Genomic DNA, 18,006 nt, shown 5'->3' on the forward strand with positions numbered 1-18,006 from the left:
CTTCCCCGGCTTGGCGTTCCAGTCCGGGACGGCACCGGTCTTACCGCGGGAGTTCCGCCAGCGAGGGTGGGTCGGCTCCCCTTCTGCCGCAGGTGATCGCGGCGGTGTGGGCGGCGAACCGCAGCGTGGCGGTCAGCGCGGTCTCGTCCATGTCGGCGAGGGCGTCACGTCGATCGGCGCCGAGCAGGTTCCTTTCGGCGCAGGCGAACAGCAGGCCCGCGGTGAAGGCGTCACCGGCACCGACGGTGTCCGCGATCTCCACGGGTACGGCGTTCACCGTGATGGAACACAGGTGGGTGATGGCCCAGGCACCGGCGGCGCCGAGCGTCACCGCGGCCAGCCGGACGCCGCGTTCCAGCCACCCTTCCGCGACTTGCCGATACGGCTGGTTCGGATAGAGCCAGGCGAGGTCGTCAAGGCTGATCTTGACGATGTCGCTCATGCCGATCAGGGCTTCCACTTTTCGCCGGGCCCGCTCCGGATCGCCCATCAGCGAGGGCCGGCAGTTGGGGTCGTAGCTGATCGTGGCGGATCCGCGCGCCTCGCGCAGCAACGCCGCCACACTCTGGGCGCCCGGCGACACCACTGCGGCGACCGACCCGGTGTGTGCGCACTTGGTGCCCGGTGGCACCGTGCCGCGGAAGGACCGCCAGCGCAGGTTGAAGGTGTAGCTGGCGTGTCCGTCGGCGTCGGTGCGTGCCACGCTGGTCGACGCGTCGTCGAGCAGGGAGTCGGCGGTGAGCCGGACCCCGCTTCGCGTCAGGTGGTCCAGCAGCAGCCGGCCGTGGCTGTCCGTGCCGATCTGGGTCAACAGGGATACCGGCTGCCCGAGTCGGGCGAGTGCCGTGGCCACGTTCGCCGGGCTGCCGCCGGGGTGGGCGACCGTCCGGCCGGTCACCGGGTCCGTGATGAGGTCGACGAGGCTCTCGCCCGCGACGAGGATCATGAGGTTTCCTCAGCTTCGCCGGTGATCCCGGCGGCGGTCTCGGCGAGTGTGGTGGCACCGGTCATGATGGCCACGGCCTCCGACATGGTGTGCGATCGCGGGGTGATCACTCCGGCTGCCCGGCCGAGGCGCTGGATGTGGATGCGGTCGGCGACCTCGAAGACGTGTGGCATGTTGTGGCTGATCAGCACCACCGGCAGGCCTCGGGAACGGACCTGGTCGATCATTCGGAGTACTTGTTGGGACTCGCGTACGCCGAGCGCCGCGGTCGGCTCGTCGAGCACGATCACTTTGCTGCCGAAGGCGGCGGCCCGCGCGACCGCCACGGCTTGCCGCTGCCCGCCGGAGAGGGTTTCGACCGCTTGCGACATGTTCTGCAGTGTGCCGATGCCGAGTTCGGTCAGTGCCTTTTCGGCCTCCTGCCGCATACCCTTCTTGTCGATCATCCGGAATACCGAGCCGAGCAGCCCGGGCCGGCGGCGTTCCCGGGCCAGGAACAGGTTGCTGGCGATGTCCAGGGCGGGCGCCACGGCCAGCGTCTGGTAGACGGTTTCGATACCGACGTCGCGGGCGTCCTGCGGCCGGCGGAAGTGCACCGGCCGGCCGTCGAGCAGTATCTCGCCGGAGTCGGGGGCGAGCGCGCCGGTGAGGCATTTGATCAGCGTCGACTTGCCGGCACCGTTGTCGCCGATGATGGCGAGCACCTCGCCCGGGTAGAGGTCGATGTCCACGCCGTCCAGGCCGACCACCCGGCCGTACGTCTTGATCAGGCCACGCGCGGACAGCACCGGGGTCGTCACGACTTCACCTTCCGGATCCACTGGTCGACGGCGACGGCGAGCAGCACGAGCAGCCCGACGGCGAGCACCCGGTATTGGTCGTCGACCCCGGCGAGGGACAAGCCGCTGCGGAAGGAGCCGACGATGAGGGCGCCGAGCAGGGTTCCGACCAGGACGCCGCGACCGCCGAAGAGGCTGGTGCCGCCGATGACCACCGCGGTGATGCTTTCCAGGTTCGCGTCGGTGATCGCGTTGGGGCTGGCGGCACCGGCCCGGCCGATCAGGATCCAGGCGGCGAGGCCGTAGACGGCGCCGGCGGTGAGGTAGACGCTCAGCAGCACCCGATCGACCCGGATGCCGGCGAGGCGGGCGGCCTCCTTGTCGTCGCCGACGGCATACACATGCCGACCCCAGGCGGTGTTCGCCAGCGCGTACCCGACGAGCAGATAGAGGACGGCCACCAGCACCACCCCGACGCTGATCCGGAATTCGCCGACCGGGAAGGTCTCACCGGTCCAGTTGAGCAGGTCGGGCAGGTCCACGGCCTGCACGCTCTGTCCCTTGGTGTAGAGCAGTGCGATGGCTCCGAAGACGCTCAGTGTGCCGAGGGTGACGATGAAAGGTGGCAGGCCGACACGGGTCACGAGGGCACCGTTGATCAGCCCGGCCAGCAGGCCGACACCGATGCCCAGGGCGACCGCGAGGATGCCCGGCAGGCTTTGGCCTTCGGCGACCTTGGCGGCGAGCATCATCGCCAGGATGGTGACGGCGCCGACCGACAGGTCGATGCCGGCGGTGAGGATGACCAGGGTCTGCCCGACGGCGAGCGCCCCGACGACCGCGACCTGTTGCAGCACCAGTGACAGGGAGTTGGGTGAGGCGAACCGCGGCGTGACGGCGCTGAACACGACGAAGGCGAGAATCAGCACCAACAGCGGGCTGATCGACGGGTGCGCGTGCAGGATGTGCTGGAGCCGCTCCAGCGGTCTGCGCCGACGCGGCGCGAACTGCTCGACTGCGGTGGCGGCCGCGGGGGTGGTGGTCACGGTCAGGCCTTGCCCCAGCACGTGCTCGCGCCCGCGGCGCTGTCGATGCTGTCGACGCCGGACGCGGGCTGGTCGGTCACCAGGCTGACGCCGGTGTCGAAGAAGTCGAGGCCGCCGGTGGTCTGCGGCTTCTCTCCGCCCCGTGCGATCTTCTTGATCGCTTGAACGCCGAGCTCGGCCATCTTGACCGGGTACTGCTGGCTGGTGGCGTTGATCAGGCCGTCCTTGACCTGCTGCACACCGGCGCAGCCGCCGTCGATCGACACGACCAGTACGTCTTTGGTGCCGGCGGCCTGAATCGCTTTCCGCGCGCCTACCGCGGCCGGTTCGTTGATCGTGTAGACCACGTTGATCGCCGGGTTCTTGGCGAGGCAGCGTTCCATCGCCGTACGGCCGCCGTCCTCGGCGCCGCTGGTGGGCTCGTTGCAGACGATGCTGTAGGTGCCAGCGGCGTAGGAGCCGGTCTTCGCCTCGTCACCGTTGACCTTGGGGTCTTTGGTGTCGATGCCCATGCCTTTCAGGAAGCCCTGGTCCCGGTTGTAGTCCACCGAGACGATCTTGTCGGCGAACAGGTCGAGCAGGGCGATGCTGGCCGGCTTGCCGGCCAGTTGCTTGGCGGTCCACTGGCCGATCAGTTCGCCGGCCTTGAAGTTGTCGGTGGCGAAGGTGATGTCGACGGTGTTCGCGGGATCGGGCGGGGTGTCCAGGGCGATGACGTAAAGGCCCGCGTCACGCGCCTTCTTGATGGCCGGGTTCACGCCCGGACCATTGGGGGTGATCAGGATTCCCTCGTCGCCGCGGGCGATCGCGTCCTCGATGGCCTGGACCTGGCCGGCCTCGTCGCCGTCCTCCTTGCCGGCGGCGACGGTGAGCTTCACGCCTTCGGCCTCAGCGGCCTTACGCGCCCCGTCTTGCATGGTCACGAAGAACGGGTTGGTGGAGTTCTTCGTGATCAGGGCGACGGCGACGTTGTCGTCACCACCGGCGCCCTCGTCCGCGCCGCAGGCGGTACTCATCAGGCAGGTGGCCGTCGCGAGGGCGAGCAGCAGGGTGCCTCGCCGTCCTCCGGGCAGGATCATGTGCACTCCTATGTGCTCGCCGGCGGTCTGCCGCCGGATTCCGACAACGATGTCAACGAAGTGTTGGATGTCGATTCATGTTCTGTCAATGGCACTAGTCGATCGCGTCATGTAACGAAGCGGAAACGGTCTATGCGTCTTGACAACGTGGTCATCGCAGACTCAGGATGGCGTCCACGATCCGGATGCGAATTTATGACGATCAATGAGAGGGGGCGGGGTCGACGGGGACAGCCGATACGGGTTGCCCTCCGCCGCGGCGATAGCCTTCTGCTGGCCCGGCGCCACCCCGCGGCCGGCGCCGACTGTTGCCGAGGAGAACTTGTGCCGCACCATGCCGAAGAGATCGCCGCCGCGGTGACAACGCGAGCCACGCTGCGCGACGTCGCGATGCTCGCGGGGGTAAGCCCCAAGACCGCGTCGCGCGTCGTCAACGGAGAAACCGGCGTGAGCCCCGCCAAGGTCAACGCTGTGCAGCGGGCCGTCGCTCAGCTCAATTACCGGCCCAACTTCACGGCGAGCGCCCTGCGCCGGTCGACCGGCCGGACGGCGGCGATCGGCGCGGTGCTGGAGAACGTCGCGAACCCGTTCTCCTCCGCGCTGCACCGGGCGCTGGAGGACGTTGCCCGCAGCCGTGACGTCATGATCTTCGCCGGTAGCGTCGACGAGGATCCCGCACGAGAGAAGATCCTGGTCCAGGCGTTCACCGCACGTCAGGCCGACGCGCTTGTCGTGGTGCCGGCCAGCGACAACCAGGCATACCTCGCCCACGAGATCGCCGCCGGCACGCCGGTGATCTTCGTGGACCGGCCGCCCGTGGGAGTGCTCGCCGACGCCGTCCTGGCCGACAATCGCGCCGGCGCCGCGGCGGCCGTGCACCACCTGGTGGCACACGGTCATCGCGACATCGGCTACCTGGGTGACCTGTCCACCATCGCCACGGCCGCGGAGCGCCTTCAGGGCTACAAGGAGGCGCTCAGCGACCACGGCATCCGCCCGCAACCCGACCACATCGTCCACGACCTGCACACCGAGGACGCCGCCCGCGCGGCGGCACTGCGCCTGACCACCGGTCGCAGACCGCCGACGGCCTACTTCACCGCACAGAACCTGGTGACCATCGGCGCCATTCGAGCATTACGCGAACTCCACCAGCACGAACGGATCGCGCTCGTCGGATTCGACGACTTTCCCCTCGCCGACCTCCTGCAACCCGCCGTCACGGTGGTGGCCCAGGACCCATTCCGGATGGGCCTGGTCGCCGCCGAATTGATCTTCCGCCGCCTCGATGGACAGCGGTGGGAGCCCACCACCCATGTCGTGCCGACCCGACTGATCCCGCGCGGCTCCGGTGAGATCACCGGCCCGTACCCGAGGCAGTCATGACCGCCGCCGTCCGTCTACCCGCGAAGGGTGACCCATGTCCGCAGCAGCACCGACCGCCCTGAAACGTGCCGTCCTCACCGCGTTCCTGATCCTTGCCGCAGTGATCAGCCTGCCGGCACCCGCCTCCGCCGGGACGGTCAGCACCTACCCCGAGTTCCCGTACCCGGCCACCGACTACCACGAGCCGCAACGCGGGCAGTTCCACTTCAGCGCCCGCTCCGGGTGGATGAACGACGTGAACGCCCCGCTGTACTACCGCGGCACCTATCACCTGTTCTTCCAGCACAACCCGCACGGGCTCGCCTGGGACACGATGCACTGGGGCCACGCCACCAGCACCGACCTGACGCACTGGACCCAGAAACCGATCGCCCTGGAGCCCGGCGTGCACCCCGGCGACCTGTGGTCCGGAGCCGGCGTCGTGGACACCGCCAACGTCACCGGGCTCAAATCCGGTGACGACGATCCCATCGTGGTCTTCACCGGCACCAACGGGGTCAGCATGGCGTACAGCACCGACGGGGCGAAGACCTTCACCAGCTTCGACAACGGCCGCAAGCTCGTCACCATGCCCGGCACCAGCCGCGACCCGAAAGTACTCTGGCACGAGCCGACCAAACGCTGGGTCATGGTGGTCTGGTCCGACGCCGGCGGCAACGGCGTCAACATCTACACCTCCACCAATCTGATCGACTGGACGTTGCGCAGCCGGTACGCCGCGAACTGGCTGTTCGAATGCCCCGACCTGTTCCAGCTGCCGCTCGACGGCAACGCCGCCGACAAGCGTTGGGTCCTCACCGACGCCAGCGGCGAATACGTGGTCGGCGGCTTCGACGGCACCGCGTTCAGCACCACCTGGACCGGACCGCAGGTGATGGACCACGGCCGCAACAGCGCCGACGGCACCTTCTACGCGGGTCTCGTCTTCGCCGACATGCCCGACAACCGTGTCGTCCAGATGGCCTGGCAGCCGGGAAACAAGGGTGGTACCTGGACCGGCAACGCCAGCATCCCGGCCCAGCTCGGGCTGCGAACCCTGCCGGCGGGCATCCGGGTGACCCGGTTCCCGGTCGCTGAGGTGTCCGCGCTGCGCACCGGCACACGGACCTGGACTTCCCGAACGGTGACCGCGGACCCGGCGACCGATCCGCTGGCCGGCGTCAGCGCCGACACGTACGAACTGGAAGCCACGTTCGAGGTTTCCACCGCGACCGCGACCCGCTTCGGCTTCCGCCTGCACACCCGCCCCGACGGCAGCTACGACCGGGCGGTCAGCTACGACCGCGCCAGCCAGACTCTCGACGGCAAACCACTGCCGACGGTGAACGGTTCCATCAAACTTCGACTGCTGGTAGACCGGGGACAACTGGAGATCTTCGGCAACGACGGCACGTTCTCCTGGACCGACAATGTCGCGTTCGACTCCACGCCGACCAGCCAAGGCATCCGGCTGTTCGCCGAGAACGGCTCGGTACGCCTCACCACACTGCGGCTGCACCAGATCAACTCCACCTGGGGCGTCGGCGAGTCCACCCTCGACAGCAATCTGGCCGGTCCATGGCGGGCGGCCGGCGGCACCTGGACCGACACCGCCGGCGGCAAGCGCGGGTCAGCCGGTGGAGACGGTTTCTACCTCGGCCCGCAGACCGCGGGCGACGCCAGCTATGAAGGTGACGTACGGCTGGACACCGCCACCGCGGCGGGTCTCACGTTCCGGGCCAGCGCGGACGGCGCCGCCCACTACACGGCCAACATCGACGCGAGCGGGCTGGTGAAGCTGTGGCGGCCGGGCCGCGACATCGCGGTGTATCCGACACCGATCGAGCGCCAACGCACCTACCACCTCAAGGTGACGACCAACGGCGGCCGCATCCGGGTCTACCTGGACCACGGGCCGGTACCGGTCATCGACGCCACCGACACCGCCTACGCCACGGGACGATTCGGCGCGAACGTCTTCGCCGGCGCCGCGACGATCCAGAACCTCTACTCCGGCGCGACCGGGTTCGTCACCACGGTGAACAGCCGGTGGTATCCGGTCGGCGGTGGCTGGACCGTGCCCGGCGCCGGCGTCCGCGGCCAGGCGAGCGGCGACGCGTTCCTGCTCAGCGACCAGGTCGGCACGGACTTCAGCTACTCCGGCGACCTACGCGTCGAGACCGGTGTCGCCGCCGCCCTCACCTTCCGGGCCAATACCGACGCCACTGAGCACTACACCGCCAACATCGATACCGGCGGCGTCGTCAAACTGTGGCGACCGGGCCGGGTGATCGCCGAGCACCGCACGACCATCCGGGCCGGTCGCACCTACCACCTGCGGGTGGTGGCGACCGGATCGAGCCTGCGGGTCTACCTGGACGGCGGCGCCACCCCGGTGATCGACACGACCGACACCGCTTACCCGAGTGGCCGGTTCGGCGTCAACGTCTTCGAAGGTTCCGGTGTGATTCAGAACGTGGCGGTGTCCTAGCCGGCAGGAGCCCGGGCAGGCGGGCCGAGCCACCCGCCTGCCCGGTCGCGGCCGGCGGGTGGACGCCTGGAACTCCGCGATCCGCACGTTGCCCGCCTGGACGCTGGCGCTCGCGCAGTCGGTGCCCACCCGTGGGTCGGCGTCCTGGCCGCGATCCGAACGCTGCGCAGTGTCATGCCAGCTGGTGTGTGGTCACCCGGCCGCGGCGGTTACGCCGTCGGCCGCGCCTGGTGCAGGATTGCGGCCAGCTCGTTCGGTCGGCTGAGCATCGGCCAATGCCAGGTCGGTAGTTCCTCGTAGCGCCACCCGTCGCCGGCCATGTGGCGGTACAGCGGCATTGCCGCGGCCATCCCCTGCGCCTGCGCGGCGGTGAAGCTCGACAGCACGCCGAGTCTGGGCAGCTTCTCCCACGCCCCGGTCAGCCGGACCGGGGCTGTGGCGGTCGCCCACGGCTGGTCGATCGACCGCTCGTGCAGCAGCGTGACGATCGAGTCATCCACGTCGGGTACGCCGGCGGCCACGTCGGCCCAGGGCGGCGGCGGCAGCCGCCATCCGTCACCGTGGTCGGCCACCAATGCCGCGTTGCGCTCGCGCTCGTCCGGCGGGGTGAACTCGACCTGGGCCACCCCGTCGGGCAGCGGGCCGGTGTCGACATAGACCAGCTGGGCGACGCGGTCGGTGACGCGGTCGGCGGCCGCGGTGACGACGCTACCGGCGTAGCTGTGCCCGACGAGGACCACGTCGTGAAGGTCCTCGTAGCGCAGGAGGTTGACCACGTCGGTGACGTGGACATCGAGGTCGGTGTCGGGACGGGCCAGATGAGCGCGCTCCCCGAGGCCGGTCAGGCTGATCGGGTACACGTCGTGGCCGTGCCGGCGTAGTTCAGCGGCCGTCGCATGCCAGGCCCAGGCGCCGAGCCAGAACCCGGGGACCAGTACGAATGTCGTCATGCGCGGCACGCTACGGTCAATACCGGGCAGTTTCCGCCCGGATTAGGAGGACTTCTTTGGCCAGGCCGACAGCGCGGGTACTGGCCCTGCTGGAGATCCTCCAGTCGGGCGGCGCATTCAGCGTCGCCGACCTGGCCCGCCGGATCGGCGTCGACGAGCGCACCGTCCGCCGCTACGCGACCCACCTCCTCGACCTGGGCATCCCGGTCGATGCACGCCGTGGCCGCTACGGCGGGTACCGGCTCGCGCCCGGATACAAGTTGCCGCCGCTCATGCTCACCGACGAGGAGGCGGTCGCCATCGTCCTCGGCCTTGCCGCCGGACGCCGCGCGGGACTCGTCACAGCCGACCACACGGCCACCGAGAGCGCCACCGCCAAGCTGCGCCGGGTACTGCCAGCCGCCCTTGCCCGGCGCATCGACGCCCTACTGGCCACCATGGACGTCACCGGACCGGTCCGGCAACAAGCCCCACCCGGCATCGAGGTGCTGCTGGTGCTCGCCGAGGCGGCCCGCCACCGACACCCGGTACAGCTGACATACACCACCTGGCATGGCCACTCCAGCGAGCGCGGCCTCGACCCGTACGGGCTGGTCTTCCACAACGGCCGCTGGTACGTCACGGGTCGCGACCACCCCAGCGGATCCGCGCGGACCTTCCGACTCGACCGCATCGGCGCCATCCGCGCCACCGACGGGGCATTCGAGGTGCCGGCCGGGTTCGATCCCACCGGACACGTCCTTGCCGGCCTGGCCTCGGTGCCCTACGCCCACAACGTCTCGGTCCTGCTGCACACCAACCTCGCCCAGGCACGGCGGCGGATCCCTCCCTCGGTCGGCACACTCACCGAGGTCGCCAACGGGGTGCGGCTGACCACCCGAGTCGAACACCTCGACGGCGCCGCCCAGATGCTGGCCGGGCTCGGCTGGCCCTTCACCATCGAACGGCCCGCCGAACTCAAAGCCGAGGTGCGCGCCCTGGCCGCCCGCCTACTCACCCACGCAGACGCAGGCGAGTAGGCCGCCACAGCGGCCCGCCGACGCTGGTAAACCGGGCAGTGTGAAACATCCGCTCTTGGCCGCAGACAAGGCGTGGCCTGTCTCAGGCACCCGTCACCGTGCGTGAACGGTGGGGCCGGCTGTCCGCTGTCATTGAAGTTGGTTCGATGCGAAGGCCGGCGAATACACCCAAGACTGACGGAGCCGCCGCCGCGCTGGCACCGTGCGTGGAACTGGCAGTCAAAACCCGGACATCTCAATGGGTATGCACCGCGGCGGGGCTCACGGCGATGCAGCGGACGCCGTCAGGAGCTCTGACGACGGCGTTCACCCCCGTTGCGCCCGCGGTTAGCCCGCAGCAAACCGACGTCGGCGTCCTCGCCGACGACTACGACACCTGGTGCGAGAACGCCAGCACCTGCCGGCGCAAACTCAGCGCCTACATCGCCGAGACCAAGGGCAATGCCGCGTACGGCAACAGCCAAGGCCTTCGATGTGCGATACAAGACGGCGCCGGTGGCAGCACCCGCCTGTCCATCCGTGCCGGTGCCTCGTGCGACACACCCGCTGTCCTCTGAGCCGTCCTCGGATGCGGAAAGCTCAGAGACTATGCTTCGGCGCTCCTTCACCCTCGGCTCGCTGGCCGGTCTGACTGCCGCCATCGCCGGTCTGTCGCCCGACGCTCGGGCCCAGGTCAGCCGGCCGTCCGGCGGCATCGTGGACCGCGCCACGGTGCGGGAGTTGCGATCGATCGGCGCCAGCTACCGTCGTTCCTACAAGTCGTTTCCGGCTTCCAGCCTCGCCCATGTCGCCCATGACCAGGTCCAACTGGTCATCTCGCTGCGGCCGAAGGACCAACCGGCTCATCTCCGGGATTCGCTGTTAGCGCACATGGCCGAGATGGCCGCGCTCGCCAGCGCCCTGCTGTCGCTTGACCTCGGCGACCCGGGCCAGGCCGACGCTTACATGGATCTCGGCTACCAGATCGCGAAGGAGATCGATAGTCAGGAGCTGGCCGCGCTGATCCTGGCCGGGCGGGCCTTCCGCACCTGCTACGGCGGTGATCCCGCCGGCGGGCTGGACTACGCGCTCGCGGCCGTGGACACCGCCGAGTGCGGCGCCTCGATGCGGATGCGTGCCTGGACGAACGCGGTCGCCTCCGAGATGCATGCCTGCACGGGCGACCACCACGGCTTCCGAACGTGTTTGGAGCAGGCTCGCATCCTGCTGTCCGGCTCGATGGACGACGATCGTTGGGGCGGGATCGCCTGGTTCGATCTGTCCAAGGCCGATGCGTACGAGGGCAGCAACCTGGTCGGCTCTGTTGCGTTGAGCGATCGGGTGTCCGTGGTGGGGCCTCGCCAAGCATTCAGGCACAGTTGATCGGTGAGGTCGTCAGCCCGGTCGCGTTCGTGGTCTGCGCCGTCGTCGGCGTTCTCCGGATTCCGGGTTTCCGCCGGAGGTGATCGTGGTGGCGGTGCGCTGGTACCTGCGCTACAACCTGTCCTACCGCGACGTCGAGGAACTGCTCGCCGAGCGCGGTGTCGAGGTCGATCACGTCACGGTGTATCGATGGGTGCAGCGGTTCACGCCGTTGCTGGCTGACGCGGCCCGGTTCACCCGCCGCGCTCCGGGCGACCGCTGCTTCGTGGATGAAACATATGTCAAGGCCAACGGTGTCTGGCGGTACGTGTACCGGGCTGTCGACCAGCATGGCCAGGTCATCGACGTGCTGGTGTCAGCCCGCCGGGACGCTGCCGCGGCTCGCCGGTTCTTCACTCGCGCCCTGAAGGCGTTGAAGGTGGTGCCGGTCGAGGTGGTGACCGACGCCGCCGCCGTCTACCCGGCCGTGCTCGCCGACCTGGTCCCAGCAGCGTGGCATCACGTCGAGCAGTATGCGAACAACCCGGTCGAAGCCGATCACAGCCAGCTCAAACACCGGCTCCGGCCGATGCGCGGCTTACGGACCGACCGGACCGCCCAGACCGTGATCGCCGGACATGCCTTCGTGCAGAACCTGCGCCGCGGACACTACGAGATCGCCACCGAAACCTCACCCCGGCTACGCCTGGCCGCCGTGTTCACCGAACTCGCCACCGCGATCTGACCACGCCACCCTGCTGAGCCGAACACGTCTCCCAATCGAACAACGCAACAGAGCCCTCAAGAGACAACCTCTGCTCGCCGCCAGAGCCACTCGACGAATCTCCATCCCCCACCCGTACGTGCTGTAAGGGCTGTTGACCTCGGCACTCCGTTACGATGGGCCGTCTCCACGCCGAGGCTGCCCGTTCACGTGAACGGGCAGCCAATCGACGGCACCGGCTGGGCCGTGGGTCATACCGCGCTCAGGTTGTGTTCGTAGATGGATACGTGGCGGCTGCTGACAGTGGTCAACGGCCGCCAGTCCCAGCCACCGTACCGGTCGAGTAGCCGCATTCCGGCAATGCTGGCCATCAAGTCGAGTTCGGGCAGCGTGACGTAACGCATCACGGACGGCAACATGCGGCAGGTGCCGTCCGCTTTGAACGTGATCTCCTGAGAGACGACCAGCTGGGTGGTCGGGTCATGGGCCTGGATGGTCAGGTGGGCGTGCCCGTCGTCGACGTGCCGGACGATGATCTGCCTGCCATCGCCGATGACGGTGTGCGGCAGAGCCGCCTCGATGACGAATCGGCCGCCGGCCGCCAGGACCCCCGCGATCGCGCGTAGGCACGATATCTGCCGGTCGGCGGTGCCGAGCAGGTAGAACGTGGACGCGGCGACGTAGACCAGGGGGAACGGGAACGGGGCGGGTGCCCGGAAATCGGCCATGTCCGCGATCCGGGCGTCGACCGGCAGGCCAGCGCGCCGCTGGTGCAGGATGTCGATCATCTCCGGGGAGGCGTCGATGCCGCAGACCGGGATACCGCGGGCGGCCAGCGGAAGGGCGAGTCGGCCGGAGCCGATGCCGAGTTCGAGGGCCGGGCCGTCGCCGGCGAGGTCGCACAGCGCGTCGACGGCGGGGCTGGGGTCGAGGTGGCCAGCGGAGTCGGCGTCGTAGAACGCTGCCCACCGCCTCCAGTGGTCAGCCTGCTGGTCGAAGGGCCCGGGATTTTCCATTGATCACCTTTCACGTACGCGGACGGGTGAGAGGTTCCACCGGTGGTGTGTCGGGCCCCTGCGGCCGGTCGGGAGTCGCTAGGTTGCCGCGGTGGCCCCCGCCTACGGACTCGCCCGTGGCCGGGGACCGCTTTGCCCGGTCCCGGCTCCACCGATCTTGTGAGGTATGGCGCGCGTGGGTTACCTGCAGCTGCTGCGGAAACGTCCGGTGCTGGTGTTGTGGTCGTCGGCGGCGCTGAGTGTGCTCGGCGACCGGCTGTACGGGCTCGCGGTCATGTGGGTGGTGTACGAGTCGACGCAGTCGGCGAAGTGGATGGGTGTCGCCGCGGTGGTCGAGTCGATCCCGTACATCCTGATCGGCACGTTCGGCCGGGACCTGGTCGCCCGGTTCTCGACGTACCGGGCGCTCGGCTGGCTGGATGCCGGCCGGGCGGTGGCGGCGTGCGTGCTGCCGGTGCTGTGGTCGCCGGGCGGTGGCGGCCTGGCGGTGCTGCTGGCGCTCGTGTTCGTGCTCGGCACGCTGGGGGCGCTGTTCGGGCCGAATCTGGGGGCCCTGGTGCCGGACCTGGTCGAGCCGGGCAAGGTTCGGCAGGTAATCGGGCTGTTGGACCTGACGACACGGATTGCGGCGATCGCCGGGCCCGGCGCGGTCGGATTGATCCTGCTGGCCGTGTCCGAGGTGCAGCTGTTCGCGCTGGACGGGGCCACCTTCGCGGTGTCGGCCGTGGCGATGTGGTGGCTGCACGTCCATGTCCGCCGTACTGCTCGGGTAGCCGCCGCGACCTCGCCGGCTGACACCCCTCCGCCGGTTGACGCGCCGGCGGCCGCCGCGTGGCCGGTGCTGCGCCGCCACCCGGATGTGACCCTTGGGATCGGTCTGCACGGTGTTGGGTTCTTCGTGGCTGCCGTGTCCGCGGTCGGTCTGCCCGCCCTGCTGGCGGTGCAGCTCGGCCAAGGCGCCGCCGGGTACGGGCTCGCCCTGGCGGCGGTCGGCGCGGGGGCGCTGGTCGGGAACTTGCTGGTCGGGAACCTGCGGCTGGGCCACTGGCTGACGGTGTACTGCGGGGCGTGGGCGGTCGCCGGGCTGACGCTGTTCGGGTACGGGATCGCACCGTCGATGCCGGTCGTGCTGGCGGTCGGGTTCATCGCCGGCCTGGCCACCCCGGCGGCCGCTGTCACGCTGCGAACCCGGCTGTCGGAGTTCGGCGGACCGGAGCGGCTTCGGCTGATCACCGTCGACCAGACGGTGATCCGGACCGCGGGCACCGTCGGCATGTTGACCTTCCCGATGGCGGTCGATGCGGCGCCGGCCACCGCGTTCGCTGGGGCCGGTGTGCTGCTGCTGGGGGCTGCTGTGGCGGCTGCCGTCGTGGGACGGCGGTGGGCGGCGGTGCCGGAGCTCGCCGCCGAGCCGGTCGGGGGACGCGCGTCCTGACGTGAGACGGGTCCGCCCATCACGCACAGGGGGTGCGGGACGGGCGGATCCTGTCGGCCGGGATGCTCAGATCGTCGCGCCAGCCGCCAGCGCGGCGGGCGAGTCCGGGACGTCCTCGGTGGCGGTGAACCGGGCCACGTCGGCGCACAGGAAGTGCTGGATGGTGATGGCATCCTCCGGGATGCCGATCAGCTCGTAGACCTTGCGGTGCATGCGGGAGAAGCCGGCGCCGCCGCGTTCGGTGAAGAACTCCATGTCGTACCAGGCGACGCCGAGGAATACGATGCCGCCGCCCGAGCGGGGGTCGTCCGGGTTGTCGAATTGGACGTGCGTGTCGTCCCAGTCCCACAGCATGAGGTCGTCGGGCCGGGCGCGGAGCTTGTCGTCGGAGTCCTTGATGGCGTCGACGCACCTCACCAGGGTGGCGAAGTCCGCGCACCGGTAACGGCAGTCGCTGAACGCCACGACCTTCTTGTCACCGCGGCGGGCCGGGTCGCTGCTCTCACCCGTGAGCACCTGGGTGCGGGTCCGGGGGGTGGGGCCGGACAGGATCGCTTCGAGCACGCTCTGAACCATGGTTCCTCCTTGCTCGTTGGGGCGGACTACCAGCTGGGCCCGGCGATCGGGTACAGCTGGGGTTCTTGGCCGTCGCGGCGGGTCACCGCGCCGGGGGCGACGTACCGCAGGTTCAGCCCGATGCGGGGCTGGCCGGAGGTGTTGGGCGGGCTGGAATGCAGCAGCCGCACGTCCATCAGCAGGGCCTGGCCGGCGGGTACCGGAACTACGATCGGGTCCGGGCTGCCTGGCGGCACGTCGGTGGTGAGGGCTCGGCCGTGCTGGCCGCCGTGCGGGTCCTCACGGCGGGTCGGCAGGTAACCGCGCCGGTGCGAGCCGGGGATGAGGCGGAGCGCCCCGTTGCCGGCGGTTGCCTCGGTGAGGGCCACCCACACGGTCACCGCACGGTCCGGGTCCAGTTCCATGCGGTCGCCGGCGCCGTCCTGATGCCAGGGCACCCGAAAGTCGGCGCCGGGCCACTTGGTCAGCAGGAAGCCACCTTCGAGGGCGATGTCGGCGCCAATGACGTCGGCCACCGCGTTGACGATGGCGGGCCGGCGGACCAGGGCGGCGATCTCCGGCAGGATCAGCCAGGGCTGTCTGACGACGTCACCGTGTCCGGCGACCTGTTGGGCGATCCGGGTGGCCTCGCCGGTGTCGGCCCAGCGGATCCCCGTCAGGTAGCCGACCGAACCGAGCCCTTCCGTGTTGGTGAGCACGGTCATCACCTCTCCCCTGCTGCGGGGAGACGACCCCGCGCCGATCACCTATCGATGGATTCCACTTTCGGTGGACGGCGGGCGGGATCGGAACCCCCGTGACGGGGCCCCCATGAGGGGGTGGATGTCGATCTACCAGCGGGTTTACGATGCGCCCACTCGGCACCCACCGGCTCGGAGGGGCGATGTGGAACGTGCGACAGTGCGACCTTTGCCCGCGGATCTGCTGACCGCTCCGGAGATCGTGGATGCGTTGCGGCGCCGAGAGTTCGGGCCCGTTTTCGCCGCCGCGCACCGGCACGGGATCAGCTGGATCGGGCTGGAGGAGGTGACCGGGCTCAAATCCGAGCGAATCAGTGACGGTGCGAAGAGCAGCTACTCAAATCCGAAGATCGAGACGGTCGAGCGGATCGTGGACGGTTTGCAGATCCCGGGTTGGATGGTCGGCTTGGCTGCGCGACACTGGGAAATCACTCCGCCGACCAACTCCGGGAGGGAGCTGAGCGCCGTGAATCGTCGAGACCTGCTCACCGCGGGCCTGGTGGTGCCGCTAGCCGGGATCACGGCCGCACGTGACGAGACCGAGGCCGCGCTCGCCTACGCCGGTGTGCAGGACGTGACCGGTGTTGAGGCGGCTGCCGAGCGGTACAGCGCTGGGTACGGCGGGAGAGCGCCGGAGGAGATGCTTGGCCTGTTGGCCGGGGAACTGACGGCGGCCGCGCCGCTGTTGAAGTTGCGGCACAGTCGGGCAGTTGGCAAGGATTTGGCCCGTGCCATGGCACAGCTGGGCGGGATGGCGGCGATCGTGTTGCACGACATGGGCCGTCACGAACTCGCCGACCAGTGGTTCGTGACGGCGGTGAAGACCGCCCGCCGGTCGACGGACCGGCAGACGGTGGCGTGGGTGCAGGCCCGGCGTGCGATGGTGCCGCTGAACTATGGGGCGCCGCGCACTGCGGCGAAGCTCGCGGAGGAGGCCCTGCGGGAGGCCGGGAGTGCGGACACCGCTGCGGCTGTGCTCGCCGCGTCGGTGGCGGCGCGGGCGTACGCGCTCTCCGGGCAGCGTGACCAGGCGGTAGAGGCGTTGCAGGCTGCCGACCGGGTCGCTGGCCGGCTACCGCGCGGGGAGTCAGCGGATACATGGGTGGGCTACTGCGAGCAGAAGCACCATGTGCACCGGTCTCAGGCGCTCACGTCCCTGGGCGACACTGCGGCGGCAAGGGAGAGTCAGCAGGCGGGGATTGAGCTGGCCAGCAGGTCGGGCATGACTCGGACGCTGTTGCTGCTGGATGGGGCGATGTGCGTAGGGCGGGACGGCGATCCGACCGGTGCGTGTGAGGCGGCGGTGGAGGCGTACGGGCAGGCGCCGGGCCGTTTCCGTGGCGGTCTGGTGCAACAGCGGGCCCTGGAGTTGTACGGCAGCGTGCCCGAGGATGCGCGCCGATCGGCGGCGGGACGGACACTCGCTGAGGTTCTGGCGGCCGCCTAAGTCAGGGAGTCAGCAGGGTGGCGGCACCATCGCGGGCCGCAACATGTAGCGGGGTACGCGGCTGACCATATCCGTAGATCTTGTCCCGTGTCGGCGGCATTCACCCTCACCCACAGTTACTCACTGTAGTCATGGAGGGAGGCGGTGGCAACTTGTCTACACCACTCAAAGGTCCAGCTCAGCACCCAGATCCACTATGGATGGAACAGCTTTTCGACACGCGATCACCATCCGATCACCACACTCCCGCCAGATGGGAGGATTGGGCCCAGAAATGGGAAAGAAGAAGGCCGTATCCCTTGTTTCCGCAGGTCACGGCCTTGATCGTTTGTGCGCCCGAAGGGACTTGAACCCCTAACCTTCTGATCCGGTGCGCCGTGAGGCGCTGTTGTTCGAGTGGAGGTGAAAGGCCGCCACCGTCTTCCTGTCGCAGCAGGTGGGCGTAGCTGAGGGCAGCCTGGTCCGGGTGGTGCCGGATCGGGTGGAAGCGGCCCTGACAAAGCCGGGGCGTGCCAGCACTGCCAGATGGTGCGGGTCCGGCGAGCGAGACGAAGAGGAGTACGCGAGGAACCGGCGATATTACGTCCCTTAATGGGTTACCGGCTCAAAACCTGGTGGATCAGGGCCGGATGACGGTGGTTCTCCGAGCGCGTCATGCGGGCTGGGGAGCTTCCGGGCTGGATTGGATTGCTGGTCCGGGAGGCGGTGGGGAAGGTCTGCGGCGTACCCATCGCGAGGGCCGTCAGGGGCAAAGTCGGGCTCCTCCTTCGACGAACGAGCAGCAGTGAACATGGGAACCACCCGGCCGCGATTCCCGAGCCGTCCGCGTCCAGCGGGCCGGTCCGGGATAGGCGCACCGACCGTCGAACGGGTCGGGTGGGGCGGAGCCGCCGTAGTACTCCGAGCTGGGGAAAGCCCGGCGCATGGGGAAGGGCGGCAGCGGTTACGCGAAGGGATGGATGCTGTAATGCCGCAAGACGCGCCGCCGAACGGCGACGCCCGACCGGACGTGAGTCCGGTTGATCGGGTAGCGGAGATACAGGCCAAACTTC

Annotated in this window: 15 protein-coding genes and 1 pseudogene; 8 read left to right on the top strand and 8 right to left on the bottom strand. The window is 69.2% G+C overall.

The features are described from left to right. Nucleotides 1–40: 40 nt before the first annotated feature. From BJ964_RS33005 to BJ964_RS33020, 4 genes are read right to left on the bottom strand one after another with little or no spacing between them, the layout of a single operon-like run. Nucleotides 41–946, bottom strand: coding sequence for a carbohydrate kinase family protein (locus tag BJ964_RS33005; protein WP_188124314.1), 906 nt, complete (start codon nt 944–946; stop codon nt 41–43). Further along, nucleotides 943–1,746 carry an ATP-binding cassette domain-containing protein gene (locus tag BJ964_RS33010; protein ID WP_188124315.1) on the bottom strand — a complete coding sequence of 268 codons (804 nt, stop codon included), beginning with the start codon at nt 1,744–1,746 and terminating at the stop codon, nt 943–945. Before BJ964_RS33010 ends, BJ964_RS33005 begins: the two co-directional genes overlap by 4 nt. Continuing rightward, nucleotides 1,743–2,771: an ABC transporter permease gene (locus BJ964_RS33015; RefSeq protein WP_203832969.1), complete on the bottom strand. Its 1,029-nt coding sequence runs from the start codon at nt 2,769–2,771 to the stop codon at nt 1,743–1,745. The genes BJ964_RS33010 and BJ964_RS33015 overlap by 4 nt, the downstream gene beginning before the upstream one ends. Nucleotides 2,772–2,773: 2 nt before the next feature. After that, nucleotides 2,774–3,850: a substrate-binding domain-containing protein gene (locus BJ964_RS33020; protein ID WP_188124316.1), complete on the bottom strand. Its 1,077-nt coding sequence runs from the start codon at nt 3,848–3,850 to the stop codon at nt 2,774–2,776. A 324-nt stretch (nt 3,851–4,174) separates the two neighbouring features. Here BJ964_RS33020 and BJ964_RS33025 point away from each other — a divergent pair, with 324 nt between their 5' ends. Both BJ964_RS33025 and BJ964_RS33030 read left to right on the top strand, forming a co-directional pair. Beyond that, nucleotides 4,175–5,236, top strand: a complete 1,062-nt coding sequence (locus tag BJ964_RS33025; protein WP_229807477.1) for a LacI family DNA-binding transcriptional regulator — start codon at nt 4,175–4,177, stop codon at nt 5,234–5,236. Nucleotides 5,237–5,270: 34 nt separating this feature from the next. Then, nucleotides 5,271–7,706 (top strand): glycoside hydrolase family 32 protein, encoded by a 2,436-nt coding sequence (locus tag BJ964_RS33030; protein ID WP_188124317.1) that lies wholly within the window; start codon nt 5,271–5,273, stop codon nt 7,704–7,706. 209 nt (nt 7,707–7,915) lie between these two features. Here BJ964_RS33030 and BJ964_RS33035 read toward each other — a convergent pair whose 3' ends face one another. Next, complete coding sequence (locus tag BJ964_RS33035) at nt 7,916–8,656, bottom strand: alpha/beta fold hydrolase (protein ID WP_188124318.1); 741 nt, start codon at nt 8,654–8,656, stop codon at nt 7,916–7,918. A 56-nt stretch (nt 8,657–8,712) separates the two neighbouring features. Here BJ964_RS33035 and BJ964_RS33040 point away from each other — a divergent pair, with 56 nt between their 5' ends. From BJ964_RS33040 to BJ964_RS33055, 4 genes and pseudogenes are all read left to right on the top strand, one after another. After that, the gene (locus tag BJ964_RS33040; protein WP_188124319.1) at nt 8,713–9,675 is read left to right on the top strand and encodes a helix-turn-helix transcriptional regulator; all 963 of its coding nucleotides are present in this window, start codon (nt 8,713–8,715) and stop codon (nt 9,673–9,675) included. Nucleotides 9,676–9,881: 206 nt separating this feature from the next. Beyond that, complete coding sequence (locus tag BJ964_RS33045; RefSeq protein WP_188124320.1) at nt 9,882–10,232, top strand: hypothetical protein; 351 nt, start codon at nt 9,882–9,884, stop codon at nt 10,230–10,232. A gap of 31 nt (nt 10,233–10,263) precedes the next feature. Further along, on the top strand, nt 10,264–11,037 hold the full coding sequence (locus BJ964_RS33050; RefSeq protein WP_188124321.1) for a hypothetical protein: 774 nt from the start codon (nt 10,264–10,266) through the stop codon (nt 11,035–11,037). 3 nt (nt 11,038–11,040) lie between these two features. Then, nucleotides 11,041–11,761: pseudogene (locus BJ964_RS33055) on the top strand (IS6 family transposase). Between the two features lie 230 nt (nt 11,762–11,991). Here BJ964_RS33055 and BJ964_RS33060 read toward each other — a convergent pair. Next, nucleotides 11,992–12,756, bottom strand: coding sequence for a class I SAM-dependent DNA methyltransferase (locus BJ964_RS33060; RefSeq protein WP_188124322.1), 765 nt, complete (start codon nt 12,754–12,756; stop codon nt 11,992–11,994). A 175-nt stretch (nt 12,757–12,931) separates the two neighbouring features. Here BJ964_RS33060 and BJ964_RS33065 point away from each other — a divergent pair, with 175 nt between their 5' ends. Beyond that, nucleotides 12,932–14,191: an MFS transporter gene (locus BJ964_RS33065; RefSeq protein ID WP_188124323.1), complete on the top strand. Its 1,260-nt coding sequence runs from the start codon at nt 12,932–12,934 to the stop codon at nt 14,189–14,191. A gap of 66 nt (nt 14,192–14,257) precedes the next feature. Here BJ964_RS33065 and BJ964_RS33070 read toward each other — a convergent pair whose 3' ends face one another. Together BJ964_RS33070 and BJ964_RS33075 are read right to left on the bottom strand one after the other, a co-directional pair. Further along, on the bottom strand, nt 14,258–14,767 hold the full coding sequence (locus tag BJ964_RS33070; RefSeq protein ID WP_188124324.1) for a hypothetical protein: 510 nt from the start codon (nt 14,765–14,767) through the stop codon (nt 14,258–14,260). A 26-nt stretch (nt 14,768–14,793) separates the two neighbouring features. Beyond that, the gene (locus BJ964_RS33075; RefSeq protein WP_188124325.1) at nt 14,794–15,471 is read right to left on the bottom strand and encodes a phytanoyl-CoA dioxygenase family protein; all 678 of its coding nucleotides are present in this window, start codon (nt 15,469–15,471) and stop codon (nt 14,794–14,796) included. Nucleotides 15,472–15,667: 196 nt separating this feature from the next. On the opposite strand from BJ964_RS33075, the gene BJ964_RS33080 reads away from it, so the two are divergent. Next, on the top strand, nt 15,668–16,954 hold the full coding sequence (locus BJ964_RS33080; RefSeq protein WP_229807484.1) for a hypothetical protein: 1,287 nt from the start codon (nt 15,668–15,670) through the stop codon (nt 16,952–16,954). Nucleotides 16,955–18,006 lie beyond the last annotated feature (1,052 nt).

Source organism: Actinoplanes lobatus (assembly GCF_014205215.1).
GTDB classification, from domain to species: domain Bacteria; phylum Actinomycetota; class Actinomycetes; order Mycobacteriales; family Micromonosporaceae; genus Actinoplanes; species Actinoplanes lobatus.

Excerpts from the sequence above, each read along its gene's own strand:
- BJ964_RS33005 (WP_188124314.1), bottom strand. The coding sequence starts at position 946 with ATGATCCTCGTCGCGGGCGAGAGCCTCGTCGACCTCATCACGGACCCG.
- BJ964_RS33020 (WP_188124316.1), bottom strand. The coding sequence starts at position 3,850 with ATGATCCTGCCCGGAGGACGGCGAGGCACCCTGCTGCTCGCCCTCGCG.
- BJ964_RS33030 (WP_188124317.1), top strand. The coding sequence starts at position 5,271 with ATGTCCGCAGCAGCACCGACCGCCCTGAAACGTGCCGTCCTCACCGCG.
- BJ964_RS33035 (WP_188124318.1), bottom strand. The coding sequence starts at position 8,656 with ATGACGACATTCGTACTGGTCCCCGGGTTCTGGCTCGGCGCCTGGGCC.
- BJ964_RS33050 (WP_188124321.1), top strand. The coding sequence starts at position 10,264 with ATGCTTCGGCGCTCCTTCACCCTCGGCTCGCTGGCCGGTCTGACTGCC.
- BJ964_RS33060 (WP_188124322.1), bottom strand. The coding sequence starts at position 12,756 with ATGGAAAATCCCGGGCCCTTCGACCAGCAGGCTGACCACTGGAGGCGG.
- BJ964_RS33070 (WP_188124324.1), bottom strand. The coding sequence starts at position 14,767 with ATGGTTCAGAGCGTGCTCGAAGCGATCCTGTCCGGCCCCACCCCCCGG.
- BJ964_RS33075 (WP_188124325.1), bottom strand. The coding sequence starts at position 15,471 with ATGACCGTGCTCACCAACACGGAAGGGCTCGGTTCGGTCGGCTACCTG.